This window comes from Streptomyces sp. NPDC048560, from assembly GCF_040650955.1.
Taxonomy (GTDB): Bacteria; Actinomycetota; Actinomycetes; order Streptomycetales; family Streptomycetaceae; genus Streptomyces.
Genome location: NZ_JBEZIJ010000002.1, coordinates 409,009 through 432,027, shown reverse-complemented (window position 1 = coordinate 432,027; position 23,019 = coordinate 409,009). Strand labels below are relative to the sequence as shown.

Annotated in this window: 20 protein-coding genes; 10 read left to right on the top strand and 10 right to left on the bottom strand. The window is 68.0% G+C overall.

Features of this window, described 5'->3' with window-relative positions:
• Positions 1–41: 41 nt before the first annotated feature.
• From AB0C82_RS08710 to AB0C82_RS08695, 4 genes are all read right to left on the bottom strand, one after another.
• Positions 42–500: a pyridoxamine 5'-phosphate oxidase family protein gene (locus tag AB0C82_RS08710; RefSeq protein WP_362837792.1), complete on the bottom strand. Its 459-nt coding sequence runs from the start codon at positions 498–500 to the stop codon at positions 42–44.
• A gap of 116 nt (positions 501–616) precedes the next feature.
• Complete coding sequence (locus AB0C82_RS08705; RefSeq protein ID WP_362837790.1) at positions 617–1,246, bottom strand: glyoxalase; 630 nt, start codon at positions 1,244–1,246, stop codon at positions 617–619.
• A gap of 2 nt (positions 1,247–1,248) precedes the next feature.
• The gene (locus AB0C82_RS08700) at positions 1,249–1,719 is read right to left on the bottom strand and encodes an AraC family transcriptional regulator (RefSeq protein ID WP_362837788.1); all 471 of its coding nucleotides are present in this window, start codon (positions 1,717–1,719) and stop codon (positions 1,249–1,251) included.
• Between the two features lie 126 nt (positions 1,720–1,845).
• Positions 1,846–2,256: a VOC family protein gene (locus AB0C82_RS08695; protein ID WP_362837786.1), complete on the bottom strand. Its 411-nt coding sequence runs from the start codon at positions 2,254–2,256 to the stop codon at positions 1,846–1,848.
• 125 nt (positions 2,257–2,381) lie between these two features.
• Between AB0C82_RS08695 and AB0C82_RS08690 the strand changes: the two genes are divergently transcribed.
• Entirely contained in the window at positions 2,382–2,930 is a 549-nt protein-coding gene (locus AB0C82_RS08690) for a GNAT family N-acetyltransferase (protein WP_362837784.1), read from the top strand.
• 453 nt (positions 2,931–3,383) lie between these two features.
• Complete coding sequence (gene acnA / locus AB0C82_RS08685) at positions 3,384–6,098, top strand: aconitate hydratase AcnA (protein WP_362837782.1); 2,715 nt, start codon at positions 3,384–3,386, stop codon at positions 6,096–6,098.
• A 79-nt stretch (positions 6,099–6,177) separates the two neighbouring features.
• Here the strand turns inward: acnA and AB0C82_RS08680 are convergent, their stop codons facing one another.
• Genes AB0C82_RS08680 through AB0C82_RS08670 form a run of 3 tightly spaced genes read right to left on the bottom strand, consistent with a single transcriptional unit; the run spans position 6,178 to position 7,823 of the window.
• Positions 6,178–6,747, bottom strand: a complete 570-nt coding sequence (locus AB0C82_RS08680) for an FxLYD domain-containing protein (protein ID WP_362837780.1) — start codon at positions 6,745–6,747, stop codon at positions 6,178–6,180.
• A gap of 48 nt (positions 6,748–6,795) precedes the next feature.
• Positions 6,796–6,993 (bottom strand): DUF397 domain-containing protein, encoded by a 198-nt coding sequence (locus AB0C82_RS08675; RefSeq protein WP_362837778.1) that lies wholly within the window; start codon positions 6,991–6,993, stop codon positions 6,796–6,798.
• 2 nt (positions 6,994–6,995) lie between these two features.
• The gene (locus tag AB0C82_RS08670) at positions 6,996–7,823 is read right to left on the bottom strand and encodes a helix-turn-helix transcriptional regulator (protein WP_362837776.1); all 828 of its coding nucleotides are present in this window, start codon (positions 7,821–7,823) and stop codon (positions 6,996–6,998) included.
• A gap of 130 nt (positions 7,824–7,953) precedes the next feature.
• On the opposite strand from AB0C82_RS08670, the gene AB0C82_RS08665 reads away from it, so the two are divergent.
• Complete coding sequence (locus tag AB0C82_RS08665) at positions 7,954–8,580, top strand: histidine phosphatase family protein (RefSeq protein WP_362837774.1); 627 nt, start codon at positions 7,954–7,956, stop codon at positions 8,578–8,580.
• 72 nt (positions 8,581–8,652) lie between these two features.
• Here AB0C82_RS08665 and AB0C82_RS08660 read toward each other — a convergent pair whose 3' ends face one another.
• The 3 genes from AB0C82_RS08660 to AB0C82_RS08650 form a co-directional block, all read right to left on the bottom strand.
• Positions 8,653–9,300, bottom strand: coding sequence for a class F sortase (locus AB0C82_RS08660; protein ID WP_362837772.1), 648 nt, complete (start codon positions 9,298–9,300; stop codon positions 8,653–8,655).
• A gap of 52 nt (positions 9,301–9,352) precedes the next feature.
• Entirely contained in the window at positions 9,353–10,006 is a 654-nt protein-coding gene (locus AB0C82_RS08655; RefSeq protein ID WP_362837770.1) for a hypothetical protein, read from the bottom strand.
• A 229-nt stretch (positions 10,007–10,235) separates the two neighbouring features.
• On the bottom strand, positions 10,236–14,054 hold the full coding sequence (locus AB0C82_RS08650; protein WP_362837768.1) for a GH92 family glycosyl hydrolase: 3,819 nt from the start codon (positions 14,052–14,054) through the stop codon (positions 10,236–10,238).
• Positions 14,055–14,631: 577 nt separating this feature from the next.
• On the opposite strand from AB0C82_RS08650, the gene ngcE reads away from it, so the two are divergent.
• From ngcE to AB0C82_RS08615, 7 genes are all read left to right on the top strand, one after another.
• The gene (gene ngcE, locus AB0C82_RS08645; RefSeq protein WP_362837766.1) at positions 14,632–16,080 is read left to right on the top strand and encodes an N-acetylglucosamine/diacetylchitobiose ABC transporter substrate-binding protein; all 1,449 of its coding nucleotides are present in this window, start codon (positions 14,632–14,634) and stop codon (positions 16,078–16,080) included.
• A gap of 36 nt (positions 16,081–16,116) precedes the next feature.
• Positions 16,117–17,049 (top strand): sugar ABC transporter permease, encoded by a 933-nt coding sequence (locus AB0C82_RS08640; RefSeq protein WP_362837764.1) that lies wholly within the window; start codon positions 16,117–16,119, stop codon positions 17,047–17,049.
• A gap of 14 nt (positions 17,050–17,063) precedes the next feature.
• Positions 17,064–17,999 carry a carbohydrate ABC transporter permease gene (locus tag AB0C82_RS08635; RefSeq protein ID WP_362837762.1) on the top strand — a complete coding sequence of 312 codons (936 nt, stop codon included), beginning with the start codon at positions 17,064–17,066 and terminating at the stop codon, positions 17,997–17,999.
• Between the two features lie 187 nt (positions 18,000–18,186).
• Positions 18,187–19,386 carry an ROK family transcriptional regulator gene (locus AB0C82_RS08630; RefSeq protein ID WP_362837760.1) on the top strand — a complete coding sequence of 400 codons (1,200 nt, stop codon included), beginning with the start codon at positions 18,187–18,189 and terminating at the stop codon, positions 19,384–19,386.
• Positions 19,387–19,506: 120 nt separating this feature from the next.
• A complete protein-coding gene (locus tag AB0C82_RS08625) occupies positions 19,507–20,619 on the top strand; it encodes a substrate-binding domain-containing protein (RefSeq protein WP_362837758.1) in 1,113 nt (370 codons plus the stop codon).
• A 283-nt stretch (positions 20,620–20,902) separates the two neighbouring features.
• Entirely contained in the window at positions 20,903–21,691 is a 789-nt protein-coding gene (locus tag AB0C82_RS08620; RefSeq protein ID WP_362838401.1) for an ATP-binding cassette domain-containing protein, read from the top strand.
• Entirely contained in the window at positions 21,688–22,965 is a 1,278-nt protein-coding gene (locus tag AB0C82_RS08615) for a sugar ABC transporter permease (protein ID WP_362837756.1), read from the top strand. The genes AB0C82_RS08620 and AB0C82_RS08615 overlap by 4 nt, the downstream gene beginning before the upstream one ends.
• The last annotated feature ends 54 nt before the right edge of the window (positions 22,966–23,019 follow it).

The window sequence follows — 23,019 nt, the reverse complement described above, 5'->3', positions numbered from 1 at the left end:
GCGCACCGGCACCCCGGGCGCGTCCGTACGGGTGACGGCGGTCAGCCGAGCCAGTGGCCGTCGCGCATGAGGTGGCGTCCCCGCAGCTCGTTCGCCTCGCGCCAGGCCTGGACGCGCTGCGGCCGGATCAGGAAGTACTGGTACGCCTGCTCGTCGGGCTCGCGCGGGTCGAAACCGGTCTTGGCCGCGAAAGCGTCGCCCGTCCCGGGGGCGAGGCCGTCGATGTCCACCGGCTCCGCGGTGCCGTCGACGATGACGACATCGCGGGTCGGCCCGAAGCTGAGCCGCACCCGGTCGTCCGCCAGCAGGTTGCGGCTGGTGACCGACGTGCGTGGCGTCGAGACGAGGAACGCGGTCCCGTCCCAGAGGAACGAGAGCGGGATGAGGTGGACGCCGCCCGGCGTGCCCGACGTCGCGACCCAGAGATCGATGTCGCTCTCCAGCCTCGCGCGTGTGTCCCGCAACCGTTCCTCAAGTCCGCGGGGCGGTGCGTCCGTCATGCTTCCTCCAGTCACTTCGTGCTCGTACTCGGTTTCGTGGCCGAACCTGTGACGCGTCGGGCTGGTCGGTGGGCAGCGGTCCCGGCCGGCCTTGGGAGTGCCGCCCGGCGTCCGGTTCAGGACGGGGCTGCCGCCGGTGACGTCGCCTCCCACGCGAAGCCGTCGGGGTCCGTGAACGGCACGCCTTCGCCGCAGATCGCCACCCGGTGCGAGCCCGTGCCCTCGGGAGGGAGGCCGAGGTCCTTGGCAAGGGCGCGGCGCCGGTACAGGGCCAGCTTGACGGGGCTCGACCCTACGGCGAACTCCACGTACACACGGCCGAAGCTCTTCTCCACGCCGAGGCCCTGGCCGACGTAGAACCGCTTGCTCGCGATCACGTCCGCGACGCCCAGCAGGAGCACGATCTCGTCGATCTGCTTGGTGGCGGGTCCGGTGTCCTTCTTCGCCGAGGTCGCGATCTTCCAGATCGTCCCGTCCGGTGCCTGCACGACGCCGCTGTAGCCCCAGAACGACTTCGCGGCAGGCTTCAGCGTCGTCGCGCCGGCGTCGAGCGCGGCCTCGATGAGGGCGTTGACCGTGGACGGCTGGGCGACAGTGAGCGCGAGCGTGAACCCGCGGAAGCCGGTCGTGGGTGCTTCGGAAGCGCGCAGACGGATCTGCGTGTCCAGTCCGAAAGCGGTCGAGTAGAAGAGCTCGGCGGCCTCGGTGTCGGCCACGTCCAGGGTGATGTTCTCGATGGATGCCATGGTCATGACGCTAGTGGGGGTGCGGGGGCCGGTGCTTCTTGATTCCTGACCGGTCCTGCCGACCGCCCGGCCACCCGCGGCGGCGTCACGACGGCGACCATGACTTTCGCGCCGTGCCGGTACGCGCCGGGCGACATGCCGACCCGTTCGGTGAAGCGGGTGGCGAAGGCGCCGGGGGAGGGGCAGCCGACCGCGGAAGAGACCTCGGTGACGCTGAGGTCGCTGCCGCGCAGCAGCGCCGTGGCGCGCTCGACGCGTCGCGCCGTCAGGTACGCGTACGCCGACTTGCCGTAGGCCAGGCGGAATTGGCGGCTGAGCTGCCCGGCCGGCATGTTCGCACTGCGGGCGAGTGCCTCGACGTCCAGCGGCTGCGCGTACTCACGGTCGATCCGGTCGCGGACGCGGCGCAGTCGCGCGAGTTCGCTCAGATGGTGCGCGGCGGTTCGTGCGCGGGCCCACGAGGGGTGACACATGGTGAACTCCTCTTCATCGACTCTTCATCGACGCTCGAATGGCGACGACCGGCCCCTCGGAGTGGAGGAGCCGGTCGAGGGTGGCGCCCCGGTCAGTTGCCCCCGGGACGCCTGTCGGTGCAACGATCAGCGGAGCTCCTGAATGCGGATCAGGTTGCCCGCGGGATCGCGGAACGCGCAGTCGCGGATGCCGTACGGCTGCTCGGTCGGCTCCTGGACGACCTCGGCGTCGCCGGCCTGCACCTTCTCGAACACGCCGTCGAGGTCGGGGGTGGCCAGCAGGATCCAGCCGTAGGTGCCCTTGGCCATCATCTCGGCGATGGTGCGGCGTTCGTCGTCGGTGACCCCCGGGTCGGCGGCCGGGGGCGCCAGCAGGATGGATGTCCCGGGCTGACCGACCGGACCGACCGTGATCCAGCGCATCTTGCCCTGCCCGACGTCGCTGCGGACCTCGAAGCCGAGGGTGTCGCGGTAGAACGCCAAGGACGCGTCCGGGTCGTCGTGCGGCAGCGCGGTCGTGTGAATGGTGATGTCCATGCCGCCGATGCTAGGTGCGGCCGGGCGCCCGCGCTTCTTGATTCCTGACCGGTCCACAACCGATCTCCGGCCTGTGCGCCCTCTCCTTCGAATCACGCTCACGGGCGTGCGATAGGTTGCCCGCCATGACTGAGCTCGGACCCGTCGCCTGGCCACCTGCCCCGATACGGACCGAACGGCTCGTGCTCCGCGAGTCCGATGCCCGGGACCGTGCGGCGTTCATCGAACTGTTCGCCTTGCCGGAGGTGCGTACCTACCTCGGTGGCCCTCGACCCCGTGACGAGCTCGAACGCGCGGTGCCCGAACTGCCCGGCCGGCGCCCCGGCGTGTTCGTGGTCGATCTCGACGGAGCGATGATCGGCACGGTCACGCTCGATCGGCGCGACGCGGAGCGTCCGGGGCACGTAGGCCCGGACGCCAGGGAGGCCGAGCTCGGCTACACGTTCCTGCCGGACGCGTGGGGATGCGGGTACGCCGCCGAGGCGTGCGAGGCGGCGCTCGGCTGGTTCGCCGGCGCGTTTCCCGGCGAGCCGGTGGTGCTCTGCACCCAGACCGCCAACGTCCGCTCGATGCGCCTCGCGGCGAAGCTGGGGTTCACCGAGGTGCGACGGTTCGAGGAGTGGGGCGCCGAGCAGTGGTTCGGCATGTGGTCCCCGATCACGGTGACTGGCTGAGCTGTGACCCTGGCTGAGCTGTGACCGGGGACTGCCCGACGGCCTCCGAGGCAGCGCCGGCGGACGAAGAGGCGGAGCGGCGGAGCAGGGCACGGAGACTTCGTCGTCGTCCGCCGAGCCCCGGCCATGTCTGTTTCGGGATGGGGCCCCATGCTCCGGCAGCGGACGCCGCCGACACTCGCGAACAGGAAACGACCGGGTTCGCCGCCGAACGCCTCGATTGGATGACTGCGGTCTGTCGGCGATGCCCGGGCATGACCGCGCGGCGGCTATGTACTAGAGTTATCTCGACATCGAGATATCTGCCGAGGCGTACCGCAGCCGCCGCTCGGTAAGGGTTACCTAACTAATCCTTACCTTAGTGGATGGTGGGGCCGTATGCGGCACCACGCGACGCCGGCCGCCAATGACGCGCGGCGCGGTAGTACGCGCACATTGAAGAAGGAGACTGTCGTGTCGGCGAACAGCTTCGACGCCCGCAGCACGCTGCGCGTGGGCGACGAGTCGTACGAGATCTTCAAGCTGGACAAGGTCGAGGGCTCCGCGCGCCTCCCTTACAGCCTGAAGGTGCTGCTGGAGAACCTGCTCCGCACCGAGGACGGCGCGAACATCACCGCCGACCACATCCGGTCGCTGGGCAACTGGGACTCGCAGGCCCAGCCCAGCGAGGAGATCCAGTTCACGCCGGCTCGCGTGATCATGCAGGACTTCACCGGTGTTCCGTGTGTCGTGGACCTCGCCACCATGCGTGAGGCCGTGAAGGAGCTGGGCGGCGACCCGGCGAAGATCAACCCGCTGGCCCCGGCCGAGCTGGTCATCGACCACTCCGTCATCGCCGACAAGTTCGGCACCAACGAGGCGTTCGCGCAGAACGTCGAGCTGGAGTACGGCCGCAACAAGGAGCGCTACCAGTTCCTGCGCTGGGGCCAGACCGCCTTCGACGAGTTCAAGGTCGTCCCCCCGGGCACCGGCATCGTCCACCAGGTCAACATCGAGCACCTCGCGCGTACGGTCATGGTCCGGGGCGGCCAGGCGTACCCCGACACCCTCGTCGGCACCGACTCCCACACCACGATGGTCAACGGCCTCGGCGTGCTGGGCTGGGGCGTCGGCGGCATCGAGGCCGAGGCCGCGATGCTCGGCCAGCCGGTCTCCATGCTCATCCCGCGCGTCGTCGGCTTCAAGCTGACCGGCGAGCTCCCGGCCGGCACCACCGCCACCGACCTCGTGCTGACCATCACCGAGATGCTCCGCAAGCACGGCGTCGTCGGCAAGTTCGTCGAGTTCTACGGTGAGGGCGTCGCCGCCACCTCCCTCGCGAACCGCGCCACCATCGGCAACATGTCGCCGGAGTTCGGCTCCACCGCCGCGATCTTCCCGATCGACGACGAGACGCTGAAGTACCTCCGTCTGACCGGCCGCGACGCCCAGCAGGTCGCGCTCGTCGAGGCGTACGCCAAGGAGCAGGGCCTCTGGCTGGACCCGGCTGCCGAGCCGGACTTCTCCGAGAAGCTGGAGCTCGACCTCTCCACGGTCGTCCCCTCCATCGCCGGCCCGAAGCGCCCGCAGGACCGCATCGTCCTCGCGAACGCCAAGGCGCAGTTCGCCCAGGACGTACGCAACTACGTCGCGGACGACGAGGAGGCGGGCAAGGAGTCCTTCCCGGCATCCGACTCCCCGGCCACCGCCAACGGCGTTCCGTCGAACCCGGTCACCGTGACCGCCCCCGACGGCACGACGTACGAGATCGACCACGGCGCCGTCACCGTCGCCGCGATCACCTCGTGCACCAACACCTCGAACCCGTACGTCATGGTCGCCGCCGCGCTCGTCGCGAAGAAGGCCGTGGAGAAGGGCCTGACCCGCAAGCCGTGGGTCAAGACCACCCTCGCCCCGGGCTCGAAGGTCGTCACCGACTACTTCGACAAGGCGGGCCTGACCCCGTACCTCGACAAGGTCGGCTTCAACCTCGTCGGCTACGGCTGCACCACCTGCATCGGCAACTCCGGCCCGCTGCCGGACGAGGTCTCCAAGGCGGTCAACGAGCACGACCTGGCCGTGACCTCGGTGCTCTCCGGCAACCGCAACTTCGAGGGCCGGATCAACCCCGACGTCAAGATGAACTACCTGGCGTCCCCGCCGCTGGTCGTCGCGTACGCCATCGCCGGTTCGATGAAGGTCGACATCACCAAGGACGCCCTCGGCGTCGACCAGGACGGCAAGCCCGTCTACCTCCAGGACATCTGGCCCTCCGAGGCCGAGGTCAACGACGTCGTCGCCAACTCCATCGGCGAGGACATGTTCAACAAGTCCTACCAGGACGTCTTCGCGGGCGACGCCCAGTGGCAGGCGCTGTCGATCCCGACCGGCAACACCTTCGAGTGGGACTCCGAGTCCACCTACGTGCGCAAGCCCCCGTACTTCGAGGGCATGACGATGGAGACGACCCCGGTCGAGGACATCACCGGCGCCCGTGTCCTCGCCAAGCTGGGCGACTCGGTCACCACCGACCACATCTCCCCGGCCGGTGCGATCAAGGGCGACACCCCGGCCGGCAAGTACCTCACGGAGCACGGCATCGAGCGCCGCGACTTCAACTCCTACGGCTCGCGCCGTGGTAACCACGAGGTCATGATCCGCGGCACGTTCGCCAACATCCGCCTGCGCAACCAGATCGCGCCGGGCACCGAGGGCGGCTTCACCCGCGACTTCACCCAGGCCGACGCGCCGGTGTCGTTCATCTACGACGCCTCGCAGAACTACCAGGCCGCGGGCACCCCGCTCGTGATCCTGGCGGGCAAGGAGTACGGCTCCGGCTCGTCCCGTGACTGGGCGGCCAAGGGCACCGCGCTCCTGGGCGTCAAGGCCGTCATCGCCGAGTCGTACGAGCGCATCCACCGCTCGAACCTCATCGGCATGGGCGTCCTGCCGCTCCAGTTCCCGGAGGGCCAGACGGCCGCGTCCCTCGGCCTGACCGGCGAGGAGACGTTCTCCTTCACCGGCGTGACCGAGCTGAACAACGGCACCACGCCGCGCACGGTGAAGGTCACCACCGACACCGGTGTGGAGTTCGACGGCGTCGTCCGCATCGACACCCCCGGCGAGGCGGACTACTACCGCAACGGCGGCATCCTGCAGTTCGTGCTCCGCAGCCTGATCCGCAAGTAGGCGCACCGCACACCACCGAGGGCCGCATCCCGTCGTACGGGGTGCGGCCCTCGGTCGGTTCCAGAGCTTCCCGGGAGGGTCAGCCGGCCGCCGGAGTCCGGTGCACATCGGCGATCCGGCACTTCGTGCCGCTCGGGGCCTCGTCGAGCCCCTGAGCCTTCCTCTTCGCCGTCTGTCCCGGCCCGAGGCCGACGACCCCCACGATCCCGTCCGCCACCTGGGTGCCGTCCTTGTCCACGAACTCCACGGTCACGGCGTAATCCGCCGCGGCCCCTGAGCCGTTCACTATCACCACCTGGGCGGCGGGCCACGCGATCACCGGGTCCACCGTGCACTTGGCGATCCGGACGTCCTCCTCCGCATCCGTACCGGCGGGCGCAGGGCTGACCGTGACTGAGGGCTCGTGGCCGGGCAGCGCCTCGGCCGGCGGGGTGCCGCGCCGCTCCTCGGACGCCGCAAGGGCATCGCCCAGGAAGTACAGGAAGGTGCCCAGGAGGGACAGCACGAAGAGCGCACCCCCGACGGACAGGCCGATGGCCAGCCCCGCACCGCTCTTGCGTGGCGGCGGCTCACCCCAGCCGGGTGGGGTCACCCACGGCTGCTGCTGTTGCTGGTGCGGCGGTGGAGGCGGCGGAAAGCTGTCGGACAAGAGGTCCCCCCTCGGGAAAACGTGCAGGCAGGACCCTACGGTAGGTGACTACCGCTTGAGGCCCCGCACGAATTCCACCCAGTCGGCGGCCCGGAAGGCCAGCACCGGGCTGTCGGCCAACTTGGAGTCACGTACGGGCACGAAACCGGGGACGTTGTCGGCGACCTGAACGCAATCGCCGCCGTCACCATTGCTGTACGAGGACGTACGCCATGCAGCGGTGCGCAGGTCAGGTGTGGTGCTCATGGTCACGCGAACTCCTTCGCCGCCGAGACGATGCGGTCCAGGGACGCCTTCGGCGACAGAGCGGCAGCCCTGGCCAGATCGTATGCGGCGCTGCACTGCTCCACCAGCAGTGGTTCTTCGCCGAGTTGGCCACTGTAGGCGCCCTCCGTGTACACCACGGTTGGGGCGGCTTCGAATCGGATCAGCATCGTGGACGCGTGCAGGAAAGGATGTGCCCCGGCAGTGAAAGGAAGGATCTGGGTGACGACGCGAGGGCGTGCGTCGCTCTGCGCCGCAAGATGGTTGAGCTGCTCGGCCATCACGACGGGCCCGCCCACCGGCACGAGCAGGGCGGCTTCGTGCATCATCACCCAAAGCACCGGCGGAGTGGGCGAGTCGAGGAGACATGCACGCTCCATGCGCGTCCGGACGTGTCCCTCGATGACCTCCGTCGCCGCGTACGGGTGAGAGGCCCGCGTGAGGGCCCGAGCGTAGGCCTCGGTCTGCAGGAGCCCGATGACCACCATCGCCGTGTAACTCGCGATGGACGAAGCCTGCTCCTGGAGCTCCGCCGCGTCCGCGAAGTATTCCGCCACCTTCGACTGCCGCGCCAGCCTGCACAGCCGCTGAAGGTGTTCGCCACTCCCCAGCAGCTCGTCGAACGCCTTCGACATGTCCTCCTGCGGACGCCGTGCCGCCGCCTCGAACATGCCGATGTACGCACCCGAGCAGAAAACCCGTTCGCCCAGTTGCTCCTGGGACATTCCGGCGGCCTCGCGCAGGCGCCGTAACTCGGATCCGTAGAAAGCGCGCGGATTGGTGTACGGATCCAGATCCTTCGGCAGCGGCATGCACCACAACGTAGCGTCGCGGGGCGCGCCGCCGGGGCGATCGGGCAACGCTCATCCGTAAGTGCGATCGTGGGCCCGCGCGTTCGCACCTGCGACAGCCGCGCCACCGATACCAGAGAGCGGAACCACCATGGGCGAGCTGATCCTGATCCGGCACGGAGAGACCGAGTGGTCCCGGTCCGGGCAGCACACGAGCTACACCGACCTGCCCCTGACGGAGCTCGGGGAGCGCCAGGCGAAGGCGCTCGTCCCGCTCCTCGCCGAGCGTCGTATCGGACTCACCCTGACCAGTCCCTACCTCCGGGCCCGCCGCACGGCCGAGCTGGCCGAGCTGCCCGCCCCCCGCGCGACGCCGGATCTGCACGAATGGGACTACGGGGCGTACGAGGGTGTGACCACGGTGGACATCCGCCGTACGCGCCCCGACTGGAATCTCTGGACCGACGGTGTGGCCCCCGGGCCGGCCGAACATCCCGGCGAGACACCCGAGGAGGTGGGGGCACGGGCGGACCGGGTGCTGGCGCAGGTGGCACAGGAGGCGTCGCGGCTCGGGGACCGGGACGTCGTCCTGGTGGCGCATTCCCACTTCCTGCGCGTGCTCACGGCCCGCTATCTCCGGCTGACCCCCGCGCGGGGTGAGCTGTTCCAGCTCGCCACGGGGGCGTTGTCCCGGCTCGGCAGGGAGCACGGCAAGCCGGTCATCACCGCGCTCAACATGGCCCTGCCGGAAAGGCTGTTCGGGGCGGTACGCGGCTGAGCACGCAGTCTCCGCCCGGTCGGGCGGGCCGGCACCTTGTCCCCGAGGTACCGGCCGGGCCCGTGCGCGGCGTCAGGCCGCTTTCCGCATCGAGGTGAGGTGGGCGAACACCACCACGTTCGCCGAGTAGCCGGCCTTCTCGTCGAAGCGCCCGCCGCAGGTCAGCAGCCGGAGTTCGGGCCGCCCGGTCTCCCCGTACACCTTGTCGTCGGGGAACTTGTCCTTCGTGTACGTCTTCACCGCGTCGACCGTGAACACCGCGGTCCTGCGGTCCGCGCGCACCACGTTGACCTTGTCGCCCCGGCGCAGTGCGTTCAGGTTGAGGAAGATGGCGGGGCCGGTCCTCGTGTCCCGGTGGCCCACGAGCAGGGCCGTTCCGTTCTCACCGGGTGACGGCCCCTTCTCGTACCAGCCCGTCAGCTTCGGCTTGCTCAACGGCGGGGCTCCGAGCCTGCCCTTCCTGTCGAGGCCGAGTCCGGTGACCGGTGCCTCGATGAAGATGGCGGGAACGGAGACCTTCAGTGGGCGGGAGGGCACCAGAGGCGCGTGCGAGGCGGGCACGTGTGCCTCCGGTGTGTGCGGCGCCCGTCGGAACGGCGCCCGCCCGCCGCCCGCGGCGTCACTGCCGCGGGCGGCGGCGACCGACAGGGTGTCCTCGGACGAGTCCGAGGACACCCACACGATGCCGGTCACCAGGGAGAACGTCACGCACAGCGTCATGGTGAGACGACATGCGCGCGTCGGTCCTCGTCGTCGCCGCCGGGAGCGGGCGTTACGCCTCGCCACGGGCACGGCGACGTGCCGACCGGCGCACCATGATCAGGCCCGCGACTCCGGCGGCCCCGGCGGCCAGGGCCGCGGTGGTCCCGACGTTCGAGTCGCTCTCGGAGCTGATGGGCTCCATGTCCGGGACGCCGCCGCCGCCCGCGGGCACCGCGCCGGACGGCTTGTGGTACGAGCTGCCGCCCTGGCCCTGACGCTGGTCCTGGCCCCGCTCCTGACCGCCCTCCGGGCACTCGACCTTGAAGGTCTTCTGCTTCGGGCCCGCCGGGACGATCCACACCAGCTTGTACGTGCCCTCCGGGAGCACGTACGCCTGGCTGCGCGCATCGCCGTTCACGAGCGGCAGGGTGGCCAGGAGCGTGTTCCCCGGAGGCGTGGTCGGGGGCTGCTCGGTGATCGTCCAGGGCACCGAGGGGAACGACTCGAAGTTGTTCGCCACGAGCACGAACTTGCAGACCTCGACCCCGTCGCGGTCACCGCGCGAGTGCCAGCTGACCGAACGGACGTCGATGTCGCCGCTGTCGCCGGGCAGGGCGTAGGCGGCGGGTGCTCCCGCCAGGGTGGCGCCGGTGACCGCGACCGCGGCGGCCACCTTGGCGCCCGTGCGGAGGGTGCGGGAGCGGACGGAACTGGAGACGCGCATGAAGGCTCCTTCAAGCCGAGATGATTGTCGTACTGATCACCTGATCGCCTAAGGGATGTCATGGATTGTCGTAAAAGTCATATAAGACACGAGAACGTGTCAGAAGTGCCCTGATCGGCCGACAGCACAGGAGTGGCATCCCGCTCGTACGGGCCGGATCACAGCGGTGCCCCTCCCGGCAGACCTCGCCGAAAGGGGCACCCCGTGCGTCAGTTGAGCGTTCAACCCGTTACTTGCGGCCGAGGAGTTCGATCTCGGCCAGCGTCGCCGTGCCGTCCACGACAAGCCGGTACGCCGTGTACGAACCCGGCTTGCCGACCGAGAACACCCGGGTCTGCTTGTCCCAGGCGAACGACTGGCCGGACCGCTTGTCGAGGTCGGTCCAGGTCGTGCCGTCCGACGAGCCCTGGAGGACCCAGCCGGCCGGTGCCTCCTTCGCCGCTGACGAGGTCAGGGTGTACTGGAGCGCCTCCGTCGCCGAGGCCACCGGCAGGTCCACCGACTCGACCGCGGCCTTCGTGGCCGAGGTGTCGTCGAAGAGGGCGCCCTCGCCCTTCAGCACGTCGGCCTTCGGGTCCGGCACCTCGTCGTCCTTGGTGATGGAGACCGGCGCGGCGTTCTTGCCGGTGCCCCAGGCGGACGGCTCGGCGCCCATGTCGAACTCCAGGACGCCGCCCTCGGCGAGCAGATCGTGCGGCAGTGAAGTGGACGTCCACTTCTTGCCGTTGACCTTCAAGCCTTGAACGTAGATGTTCTTCGAGCTGTTCTTCGGCGCCTTGACGACCAGGTCGCGGCCGTTCTCCAGGTGCACCGTCGTCTTCGTGAAGAGCGGCGAGCCGATCGCGTACTCGCCACTTCCCATCACCAGCGGGTAGAAGCCCAGTGAGGAGAAGAGGAACCAGGCCGACTGCTCGCCGTTGTCCTCGTCGCCGTGGTAGCCCTGACCGATCTCGCTGCCCGTGTAGAGCCTGCCGAGGACCTCGCGGACCTTCTCCTGCGTCTTCCAGGGCTGGGACGCCGCGTCGTACATGTACGTGGCGTGGTGGGCGACCTGGTTGCTGTGGCCGTACATGCCCATCCGCACGTCGCGGGCCTCCGTCATCTCGTGGATGACGCCCCCGTACGAGCCGACGAACTCCGGTCCGGCTGTCTCCGGTGTGCCGAAGTACGTGTCCAGCTTGTCGGCGAGTCCGGCGCGGCCGCCGTAGAGGTTGGCCAGGCCGCGGCTGTCCTGCGGCGCGGTGAAGGCGTAACCCCAGCCGTTGGTCTCGGTGTAGTCGTAACCCCAGATCCGCGGGTCGTACCGGTCGGACGGGACCCGCCAGTCACCCTTGGCGTTCCTGCCCTGGAAGAAACCGGCCTTGTCGTCGAAGAGCGTGACGTAGTTGCGGGCCCGGTTCAGGAAGTACTCGGACTCCTCCTTGTAGCGCGCGTTCTTCGTCTTCTTGTAGAGGGCCTTGCCCATCTGCGCGATGCCGTAGTCGTTGAGGTAGCCCTCCAGCGACCAGGAAAGCCCCTCGTGCGTCGCCGTGTTCGCGTATCCGGTGAAGGGCGAGGTCTCCATGCCCTTGCGGCCGACGCCGGAGGTCGGCGGGACGACGGTGGCGTTCTTCAGCGCCGCCTCGTACGCCGCCTCGGCGTCGAACTTCACGCCCTTGACGTACGCGTCGGCGAACGCCACGTCCGAACTGGTGCCGGTCATGAGGTCCGCGTAACCCGGGGACGACCAGCGGGACACCCAGCCGCCGTCCTTGTACTGCTGGACGAAGCCGTCCACCATCTCGCCGGCCTTCTTCGGGGTGAGGAAGGAGTAGGCGGGCCACGTCGTGCGGTAGGTGTCCCAGAAGCCGTTGTTGACGTACACCTTGCCGTCGACGATCTTCGCGCCCGTGTGGGTCGGGGTGTCGGGGCCCGTCTGCGGGGAGAAGGGGCTGGCGTACCTGTCCTTGCCGTCGACCTTCTCGAAGCCCGAGTTCGGGTACAGGTACAGCCGGTAGAGGCTGGAGTAGAGCGTGGTCAGCTGGTCCGCGTCGGCCCCTTCCACCTCGACCTTGCCGAGGATGCGGTCCCAGGCGCTCCGCGCCCGGTCCCTGGTCTGCTCGAAGGAGGCCGACTCCGGGAGCTCCATGGCGAGGTTCTGCTTCGCCTGGTCCACGCTGATGAGCGAGGTCGCGAGGCGCAGCCCGACGGTACGGTCCTCGCCGGCGTCGAAACGGAAGTAGCCGGTCACGTCCGCGCCGCCACCGCCGCTCAGCTTGCCGCTGCCGGTGACCGGCGCGTCGAAGACGCCGTATACGAAGAGCCTGGTGGCTCCGGTCGAGAGGCCGCTCTTCACGTCGGAGAAACCGGTGAAGGAACCGGACTTCGCGTCGAGGGTCAGCCCGCCCGCGTTGGAGACGTTGTCGAAGACCATGCTCGCGTCGTCACCGGGGTAGGTGAACCGCATACGCGCCGCGTGGTCGGTGGGCGTCATCTCGGCCTTGAGGCCGCTGTCGAACGTCACGCCGTAGTAGTGCGGCTTCGCCGTCTCGTTCTCGTGGTGGAACGGCAGCGCGCGCGCCGAGCGGGAGGGGTCCGGAGTGCCCTCGGCCGCCGAAGGCATCATCTGGAAGGTCTGGCGGTCACCCATCCAGGGGCTCGGTTCGTGGCTGGCGCTGAACGCCTGGATCTCGGGCAGGTTGTCCTCGTTGTTGCCCCGGGCGTAGTCGTACAGCCAGCTCGTCGTGCCGGCGTTGGTGACCGGCGTCCAGAAGTTGAAGCCATGGGGGACCGCGGTCGCCGGAATGTTGTTGCCGCGCGAGAACCCGCCGCTGGAATTCGTGCCACGTGTGGTCAGCGCGTAGTCCGCCAGGTGGGCCTTGCGCTTCTCCGGCGCCTTCGGGGCGATCTTGATGTCGTCGATCCACCCCTGGAACTTCGACGGGCCCTTGGGGGAGTCGTACGCCACCAGGACCCGGTCGACGGTCTTGCCCGCCGCGACCGAGCCGATGCGCGAGGCGACCTTGTTCCACTGGTTCACGTACAGCCGCTTGGCGTCGGCCTGGCCCTGCGGGGTCAGCACGCCGCCGTGACTGTCGGTCGCCTTCAGGGCGCTGAGGTACGTGCCGTCGGTGAAGGCCAGGTCGACCGCGACGTGCGTCGCCGGGTAGGCCAGGTCGGTCTCGCCCATCTGCGGATAGACGAGGTAGGAGAGCTCGGTGTCCTTCGTGACCGCCGTGTCGACGTCGAAGACCTTGTTGTACGAGTAGGCGCGGCCGTCCGGCTTGTGCGTACCGGCGTAGCGCAGCGCCTTCTTACCGCTGAAGCCGGCGCCCGACTTCGCGGTGGGGGAGCCGGACGGGCCGCGGTCGGCCTGGCTGCGCATCTCGTCCGGGACGGGCGCGGAGGTGTCGCCGTCGGAGAACTGGACGTCGGCGAGCTGGAGCGCGTCCGAAGCGCCGTTGTTCTTCGTGATCTCCAGGCGGAAGTGCCGGTACTCCGTGTCCGCCGTGAAATCGTAGGACTTGGTCTGGAAACGCTCCGAGAAGGTCTGGCCGGTTCGGGTGTCCAGGTCCTTCCAGGTGGTGCCGTCGGCGGAGCCCTTCAGTGTCCAGTCGCGCGGGTCGCGCTCGTCGTGGTCGTTGGCCGAAGTCAGTGCGTATGTCACGACCTTCACCGGTTCGGCCAGGTCGAACTCGACCCATCCGGCGGGTGCGAAGGTCAGCCACTTCGTACCCGACTCGACATCGACGAGGTTCTCCTTGACCTCGCCACTACCGGTGTTCTCGCCGCTCGCGCGCAGATCCGTCACCCGGTCGGTGACATTGCCCGGTATGCCGGTCGAAAACCCGCCATCGACACCCGAAGACAGATTCTTGCCGTCAGGGCCCTCTTCGACGGTGTTGCGCCAGTCCGGCTGCCTTTCGTCCGTTTCGAACGAGGTGCTGAACTCCCGGGCGCTGTCCGCCGGTTGCTCCGGAGCGGCGGAGGGCCGGGCGACTGCGGTGGAAGGAGCGGTCACCACAAGGAGCGAAGCGGCTGCCACCAGGGCGGTGACATGGGCTCTCATATGGACTCTTGTCGCGACTGCATGGACTCTCTTGGTCCCGGTCATCCGGATCATCCCGAGCGATTCCTCCCCTGGAAAAGGCGTTCGACAACGTTGTCAAACGCGATTCGCAGGGTCCAGTAGGGAGGTAAGCGCCCAGTGGTGTCAAGGGTGTTGCCGGGGAAACAGTGCTGAAATGAGCCGGCGGGGGGAAATAGGTACCTTGCGGCGCGAGGCGGACAGGGTCCGGAGCGGTCCGGACGGAGAGGGCGCGGGTCGCGGTGAGGTCTCAACTCGGGAAAGACTGCCGCTCAAACCTGCACTCGATCTTGCTCACTTGGCGACAAGTGGACTATACCTGTCGGCATCTGCACGGCCGCTTCACACGGCGGTGCACTCGGGGGCACGGGGGACGGTCGCGGGAGACGCCTGAGGGCGTTCGAAGCGCTACGTTTACCCGCACCCCCACCGCACGAAGATCCGGAAAATCTGCACGACCCAAGCGCAACTGACCGCGGTGGCGGGGCCCTTCGCCTGAGGCGATATCGACGGGTGACCGATACACCGCCTGAGTCCTGGAGAAGGCGAGGACTTGAGCATGGGATCCACCTCTGCGCAGAGCGACAACGGCGGTCTCGGCCGCCGCAATCTGATCAAGCGCTCTGCGGCGCTCGGCCTGATTGCCGTTCCGACGATGAGCTTCCTTTCCGCCTGCGCTTCCGGCGGCGGCACGGAAGACCCGAAGGCCACCAAGAGCAAGGGCCCGGTCTCGAAGGAGAACCCCTTCGGCGTCAACAAGGGCGGCGCCCTGGACGTCGTCGTCTTCAAGGGCGGCTACGGCGACGAGTACGCCAAGGCATGGGAAGCCCTCTTCGCCAAGCGCTGGGACACGAAGGTCTCCCACCTGGGCACCCAGGAGATCACCGGCAAGCTCCAGCCGCGCTTCAACGCCGGTACGCCGCCGGACGTCATCGACGACTCGGGCGCCCAGCAGATCAAGCTGGACGTGCTCTTCAAGGGCGGCCAGCTGCTCGACCTCGCGCCGGTCCTCGACGCCCCGTCCATCGACGACCCGTCCAAGAAGGTCCGGGACACCCTCATCCCCGGCACCATCGACACGGGCCTGCAGGGCGGCAAGGTCGTCTCGCTGAACTACGTCTACACCCTCTGGGGTCTCTGGTACTCCGGCAAGCTCTTCAAGGACAAGGGCTGGACCGAGCCGAAGACGTGGGACGACTTCCTCGCGATCTGCAAGGAGGCCAAGGCCGACGGCATCGGCGGCCTCGCGCACCAGGGCAAGCACCCGTACTACATCAACATCGTGATCATGGACCTCATCGCCAAGACCGGCGGTCTCGAGGCCATGAAGGCGATCGACAACCTCGACCCGAAGGCCTTCGTCGGCAGCGACGCGGCCAAGGCGGCCATCGAGGCGGTGTACGAGATCGTCGAGAAGGGCCTGCTGATGCCGGGCACCAACGGTCTCACCCACACCGAGTCGCAGACCCGGTGGAACCAGTACAAGGCCGTGTTCATCCCCTCCGGTTCCTGGCTGGAGAACGAGCAGCTCAAGCAGACCCCGGCGGACTTCGACATGAAGTTCCTGCCGATCCCCCTGCTGCCCGGCAGCAAGCTGCCCTTCGAGGCCATCCGTGCCGGCTCCGGCGAGCCCTTCATCATCCCGTCCAAGGCCAAGAACATGGCCGAGGCACAGGAGTTCGTGCGCTCGATGCTCTCCAAGGAGTGGTCGACCACCTTCGCGAAGGAAGCCAACTCGCTCACCATCCTCAAGGACGGTGTCGACCCGAGCGTCGAGCTGCGCCCGGGCACCCAGTCCACGGTCGACGCGGTGAAGGCGGCCGGCGACGCCAACTCCTTCAACTACCTCTACCCCAACTGGTACAGCGAGATGGACGTCTCGATCCAGAACGCGTCCAACGAGCTGATGTCCAAGCGCATCATGCCCGCCGAGTGGCTGAAGCGGGCCCAGGCGGCGGTGGACAAGGCCGCCAAGGACCCGGCCAGCAAGAACAACCACCGCGACTGATCTCGGGGCTCGTCGTAATACCAGGGGCAGGATGTCATGCGAAAAGGGCAGAACAGATTTATCGCGGGATTCCTTCTCGCGCCGTTGACGCTGTATCTGATCTTCGTGATCTGGCCGTACATCCAGACCATCGGATACTCGTTCACCAACTGGTCCGGGCAGTCACCCGTATTCGACTTCGTCGGTCTGGACAACTACACCGAGTTGTTCCGTGACGATGTCTTCCGCACAGCGCTTTGGCACAACATCCTGCTCCTGGTATTCATCCCGGTCGTCACCATTCTGATCGCCCTGTTCTTCGCCTTCATGGTGAACGTGGGCGGCCGGAGCGCCGCCGGCGGTGTGCACGGGGTCAGGGGTTCGAGCTTCTACAAAATCATCTACTTCTTCCCGCAGGTGCTGTCGCTCGCGATCCTCGCGGTGCTGTTCCAGGCGGTGTACCGGAGTGATCAGGGCGGTCTGCTCAACGGGCTGCTCATGAAGCTGGGCCTCGTCGACGCCGACAGCCCCATCGAGTGGATGAACGACCCCGACCTGGTGCTCTGGTGCCTCATGGTCATCATCGTGTGGCACGGGGTCGGCTTCTATCTGGTGCTCTTCTCCGCGGCGATGCAGTCCATCCCCAAGGAGATCTACGAGGCGGCCCTGCTGGACGGGGCCGGCCGCGCCCAGACCTTCTTCCGCGTGACTCTCCCGCTCCTGTGGGACTCGGTACAGACGGCGTGGGTCTACCTCGGCATCGTGGCGATGGACATGTTCGTCCTCGCGTCGACGATGACCCCGGGTACGGGCTTCGGTGGCGGCCCCGACCATCACGGTGAAGTGATGGCGACGGTGCTGATGCGCAACTTCCTGTACTTCGGCAAGAGCGGCTACGCCTGCGCCATGGGCGTCGTGATGCTCATCCTCACCATGATCATTTCCGTCATCACGCTGCGTGCCACCCGCCGTGAGCGCATCGAGTTCTGAGCGGGAGTCAAGCAATGAGCACACCCATCAAGGAGCCGGCGCTCACCACCGGCGACAGTATCCCCGGCCAGCGGGGCCCCAAGCGGACACCCGGACCCGGTGACCGCAGGACCGAGGGCCTGACCCTCAACGTCTTCTCGCACGGCTTCCTCATCGTCTGGGCCGTCCTGATCGTGCTGCCGCTGCTGTGGCTGCTGCTCAGCGCGTTCAAGACGGACGCGCAGATCGGTGGCTCGGCGCTGAGCTGGCCGACGAACTGGTCCTTCGACGTCTTCGGGCGGGCCTGGGACAAGGGCATCGGCGACTACTTCACCAACACCCTGATCGTGCTGGTGTTCTCGGTCCCGCTGACCATGCTCTTCGGCGCGATGGCGGCGTACGTCCTGGCGCGGTATGAGTTCCCGGGCAACCGGCTCGTGTACTACTTCTTCGTCAGTGGCGCGATGTTCCCCGTGTTCCTCGCGCTGGTCCCGCTGTTCTTCACCCTTCAGCGGTTCGCGATGCTGAACACGTACCAGGGCCTGATCCTGGTCTACGTCGCCTACTCGATGCCGTTCACCGTCTTCTTCATGCACTCCTTCTTCCGGACGCTGCCCACGGCGATCCACGAAGCGGCGGTCATCGACGGGGCCTCGCACACCCGGGTCTTCTTCCAGGTGATGATGCCGATGGCCAAGCCCGGCCTGCTGAGCATCGGCATCTTCAACGTGCTGGGCCAGTGGAACCAGTACATCCTCCCCTCGGTCCTGATGCAGCCGCAGAACTCGGGGGAGTCGGAGAAGTACATGCTGACCCAGGGCCTGATCCAGCTCCAGCAGCAGCAGGGGTACGCGACGGACCTGCCGGTGCTCTTCGCCGGCGTGGCCATCGCCATGCTTCCGATGCTGGTCGTCTACCTCTCCTTCCAGCGTCAGATCCAGGCGGGCCTCACCGCGGGCACCATGAAGTAGTCCGACGGTTCCGCTCCTCCCGCGCCCGGGTTCCGGCTGCCTCCCAGCAGCCGGGCCCGGGCGTTCCGCGTTCCCCGCCGCGCCCGCTCAACCGAGGCCCTCCCCGCTCAGGTCTTGACGGGAGGTGGTCCCTGAGACTCTGCTTAGGGTTCACATGTTAGAGAAAACGGCAGGAGTGAGAGAGTCGATGGAGACTCCGGGGTCGCAGACATCTCTGCATAGGGCCAACCTTGAGCGCGTCGTACGGGCCGTACGAATGGCGGGATCGCTCACCCAGGCGGAGATCGCCAGGGGCACCGGCCTTTCCGCGGCCACCGTCTCCAATATCGTTCGCGAGCTGAAGGACAGCGGCACGGTCGAGGTCACCCCGACCTCGGCGGGCGGCCGCAGGGCCCGCAGCGTCTCGCTCAGCGGTGACGCGGGCATCGTGGTCGGCGTGGACTTCGGCCACACGCACCTCAGGGTGGCCGTGGGCAACCTGGCGCACCAGGTGCTGGCCGAGGAGTCGGAGCCGCTGGACGTCGACGCCTCGTCGGCCCAGGGATTCGACCGGGCCGAACAACTGGTGAACAGGCTGATCGAGGCCAGTGGCATCGCTCCGGGGAAGGTGATCGGAGTCGGGCTCGGTGTGCCGGGGCCGATCGACGTGGAGTCCGGCACGCTGGGCTCCACCTCGATCCTGCCGGGCTGGACGGGCATCAATCCCAGCGAGGAACTGGCCGGACGCCTCGGCGTGCCGGTGTACGTCGACAACGACGCCAACCTCGGGGCGCTGGGCGAGCTGGTCTGGGGAAGCGGGCGCGGGGTCAAGGACCTCGCGTACATCAAGGTCGCGAGCGGTGTCGGCGCCGGTCTGGTGATCGACGGCTCCATCTACCGGGGCCCCGGCGGCACCGCCGGCGAGATCGGGCACATCACGCTCGACGAGTCGGGCCCTGTGTGCCGTTGCGGCAACCGGGGCTGCCTGGAGACCTTCGCGGCCGCGCGGTACGTCCTGCCCCTGCTCCAGCCCAGCCACGGGCCCGATCTGACCATGGAGCGCGTGGTCCAGCTGGCCCGTGAGGGCGATCCCGGCTGCCGACGGGTCATCGGGGACGTCGGGCGCCACGTCGGCAGCGGTGTCGCCAACCTTTGCAACCTGCTGAACCCGAGCCGGGTGGTGCTGGGAGGGTCCCTGGCGGAGGCGGGGGAGCTGGTGCTCGGACCGATCCGCGACTCGGTCTCGCGGTACGCCATTCCCAGTGCGGCGCGGCAGCTCTCGGTGCTTCCGGGGGCCCTCGGAGGGCGGGCCGAAGTGCTCGGCGCACTGGCCCTCGTACTCAACGAAATGGGTGATTCGACCCTTTTGGAGAGCACCCTCTCCCCGGCTGCGCCTGCCTTCACTTAGATAACGAATGGCACCGTTGTCATCTCGTTAAGAATTTACTCCTTGACGCTGGCCTCGCGGCCGAGTTGACTCCAAGCCACCTCGGCCGCAACGTCGCGGCCTCGTCAGGGAGGTTCGAGAATGAACACGCAGATGCGTCGTGCCGCCGTTGCCGTTGCCGCCACAGCCATGGCTGTCTCGCTTGCCGCTTGCGGGAGCGCCAAGGAGTCCGGCGACAAGGCCACAGAGACCTCGGCGAAGAAGGGCGACGACCTCAAGATAGGTCTGCTCCTTCCCGAGAACCAGACGGCCCGTTACGAGAAGTTCGACAAGCCGATCATCGAAGAGAAGGTCAGCGAGCTCACCAACGGCAAGGCGAAGGTCATCTACGCCAACGCCAAGCAGGACGCCACGCTGCAGTCGCAGCAGGTCGAGACCATGATCACCAACAAGGTCGACGCGCTGATCATCGACGCCGTGGACTCCAAGGCCATCGCCAACGGTGTCAAGAAGGCGAAGGACGCGGGCATCCCCGTCGTCGCCTTCGACCGCCTCGCCGAAGGTCCGATCGACGCCTACACCTCCTTCGACAACGAAGAGGTCGGCCACGTCCAGGGCAAGGCCCTCCTGGAGGCGCTCGGCGACAAGGCCGAGGGCGGCACGATCGTGATGATGAACGGCGCGATCACCGACCCGAACGCCGCCCTCTTCAAGAAGGGCGCCAAGGCCGAGCTCGACGGCAAGGTCAAGTACGGCAAGGAGTACGACACCAAGGAGTGGAAGCCGGAGAACGCCAACGCCAACATGGAGGCGGCGATCACGGCTCTCGGCAAGGACAAGATCGTCGGCGTCTACTCCGCCAACGACGGCATGGCGGGCGGCATCATCACCGCCCTCAAGGCCGCCGGTCTCTCCAAGCTCCCGCCGGTCACCGGTCAGGACGCCGAACTCGCCGGTGTGCAGCGCATCGTCGCCGGTGAGCAGTTCATGAGCGTCTACAAGCCGTACGCCCCCGAGGGTGCGGCCGCCGCCGAGATGGCCGTCGCGCTGGCCAAGGGCAAGAAGCTCTACCCGATCGCCACCTCCACGGTGGACAGCCCCACCCACAAGGCCATCCCGACCGTGCTGGTCCCGGTCGTCTCGCTGACCCAGGCCAACATCCAGGACACCGTCCTGAAGGACGGCATCTACACGGTCGACGAGATCTGCACGGCCAAGTACAAGGCCGCCTGCGACAAGCTCGGCCTGAAGTAGTCCGACGAGGGCCCGGCCGCTCCCGGCCGGGATCCCACGGCAGGCCGGCCCCCGTGCCACACGGCGGGACGGCCGCCCTCCGGCCCCAAGTCCGCTGATCCTCAAGCGACTCGGGCCCACGAAACCTGTCCGGTGCCTCGCCCACCTACTGTCCCGCTGCCGGGCGGGGCACCGGATGGAACACCCCACCCGCGCCACTGCTGCGCTCCCCTTGTTTCTCTTCTGCTCGACCCACCGCGCCTTCCCCAGGCGCGGCATCCCCGCCGGTCAGGCGGCGAAGGAGATGGTTCACGTGTCCGCTACGCCCGTGTTGGCGTTGCGAGGGGTCTCCAAGCGATTCGGTGCCGTTCAGGCGCTCACCGATGTTCAGCTTGAGGTCCACGCCGGCGAGGTGGTCGCCCTGGTCGGCGACAACGGCGCCGGTAAATCAACGCTGGTCAAGACCATTGCCGGTGTGCACCCCATCGATGACGGAGTCATCGAGTGGGAGGGCGACGCCGTCCAGATCAACAAGCCGCACGACGCCCAGAACCTGGGCATCGCGACCGTCTACCAGGACCTCGCGCTGTGCGACAACATCGATGTCGTCGGCAACCTCTACCTCGGCCGTGAGCTCCGCCGGTTCGGCGTGCTCAACGAGGTCGAGATGGAGCGCCGCTCCCGCGAGCTCCTCAGCACGCTGTCGATCCGCATCCCCAGCGTCCGCATCCCGATCGCCTCGCTCTCCGGCGGTCAGCGCCAGACCGTGGCGATCGCCAGGTCGATGCTCGGTGAGCCCAAGCTCGTCATCCTCGACGAGCCCACGGCGGCTCTCGGCGTCGAGCAGACCGCACAGGTCCTCGACCTCGTCGAGCGGCTGCGCGAGCGCGGTCACGCCGTCATCCTCATCAGCCACAACATGGCCGACGTGAAGGCTGTCGCCGACAAGGTGGCGGTGCTCAGGCTGGGCCGTAACAACGGGGTCTTCGACGTGAAGACCACCTCGCAGGAAGAGATCATCTCCGCCATCACCGGCGCCACGGAAAACGCCGTGACCCGACGTGCGGCGCGCAACGCGGAGGTTCAGAAGTGAGCACCGACAAGACGGCCGCCCCCGTCGTGAACCCCGACGCCGCCAAGGGTGCCGCCACCGCGGTCGACCCCCGGCTGCTCGTTCGTGAGCAGGGCCTCGGCGGATACCTCACCGAGTTCAAGCGCAAGATGAGCGCGGGTGACCTCGGCTCGATCCCCGTGATCATCGGCCTGGTCATCATCTGCGTGGTCTTCCAGAGCCTGAACTCGGAGTTCCTCTCCGCGAAGAACCTCAGCGACATCGCCGTCGCCATGGTGGCCACCGGCATGATGGCCGTCGGCATCATCTTCGTGCTGCTGCTCGGTGAGATCGACCTGTCGGTCGGCTCGGTCAGCGGCGTCTCCGGCGCACTCGTGGCCGTGCTGAGCGTCACCCAGGGCATGAACGAGTGGCTGGCCGTCTTCGTCGCGATCGCCAGTGGCGCGGTCATCGGCGCGATCCACGGCTTCTTCTTCGCCCGAATAGGCGCCCCCGCCTTCGCCGTCACCCTCGCGGGCCTGCTGTTCTGGCTGGGCTTCATGCTCCAGCTGCTCGGCGACACCGGCACGATCAACCTGGACGGCGACGGCGTCGTCGGTCACCTCACCACGTACTACTTCGCCGATGTCGCGGCCGCGTACGGCCTCGCGGCGGTGGCCGTCGTGGGCTACTTCCTCTCCGCGTTCCTGGACAGCCGCCGCCGCGAGGCGGCGGGCATCCCGGCCCGGCCGATCACCGACATCGTGGTGCGCACCGTCGTTCTCGCGGTGTTCGCCTTCGCCGCCGCGATCATGTTCAACCAGTACCGGGGCCTGCCCCTGGCCCTGGTCCTCTTCCTCGTGGTCCTGGTGGCGACGGACTTCGTCCTGCGCCGCACGGCGTACGGCCGGAAGATCTTCGCGCTCGGCGGCAGCGTCGAGGCGTCCCGCCGCGCCGGCATCAACGTCACGGCGATCCGCGTCTCGGTCTTCGCCATCGCGGGTACGTTCGCAGCGATCGGCGGCCTGTTCTGGGCCTCCAAGATCGCCGCGGTCAACCAGGGCTCCGGCACCGGCGACCTGCTGATGAACGTCATCGCGGCGGCCGTCATCGGTGGCACGAGCCTCTTCGGTGGACGCGGCAGGACCTGGAACGCGCTGCTCGGCGTCATGGTCATCGTCTCGATCCAGTACGGCCTGTCGCTGGAAGGCATCGCCACGCCGATCAACTACATGATCACCGGCGGCGTCCTCCTCGTCACGGTCGTCATCGACTCCGTCACACGCAAGACACAGAAGTCGGCCGGTCGCGCCTGACCGCCGCACCACGCACCTGCCCGGCATCTTCCGAGGTGCCGGGCTCGTGCGTGT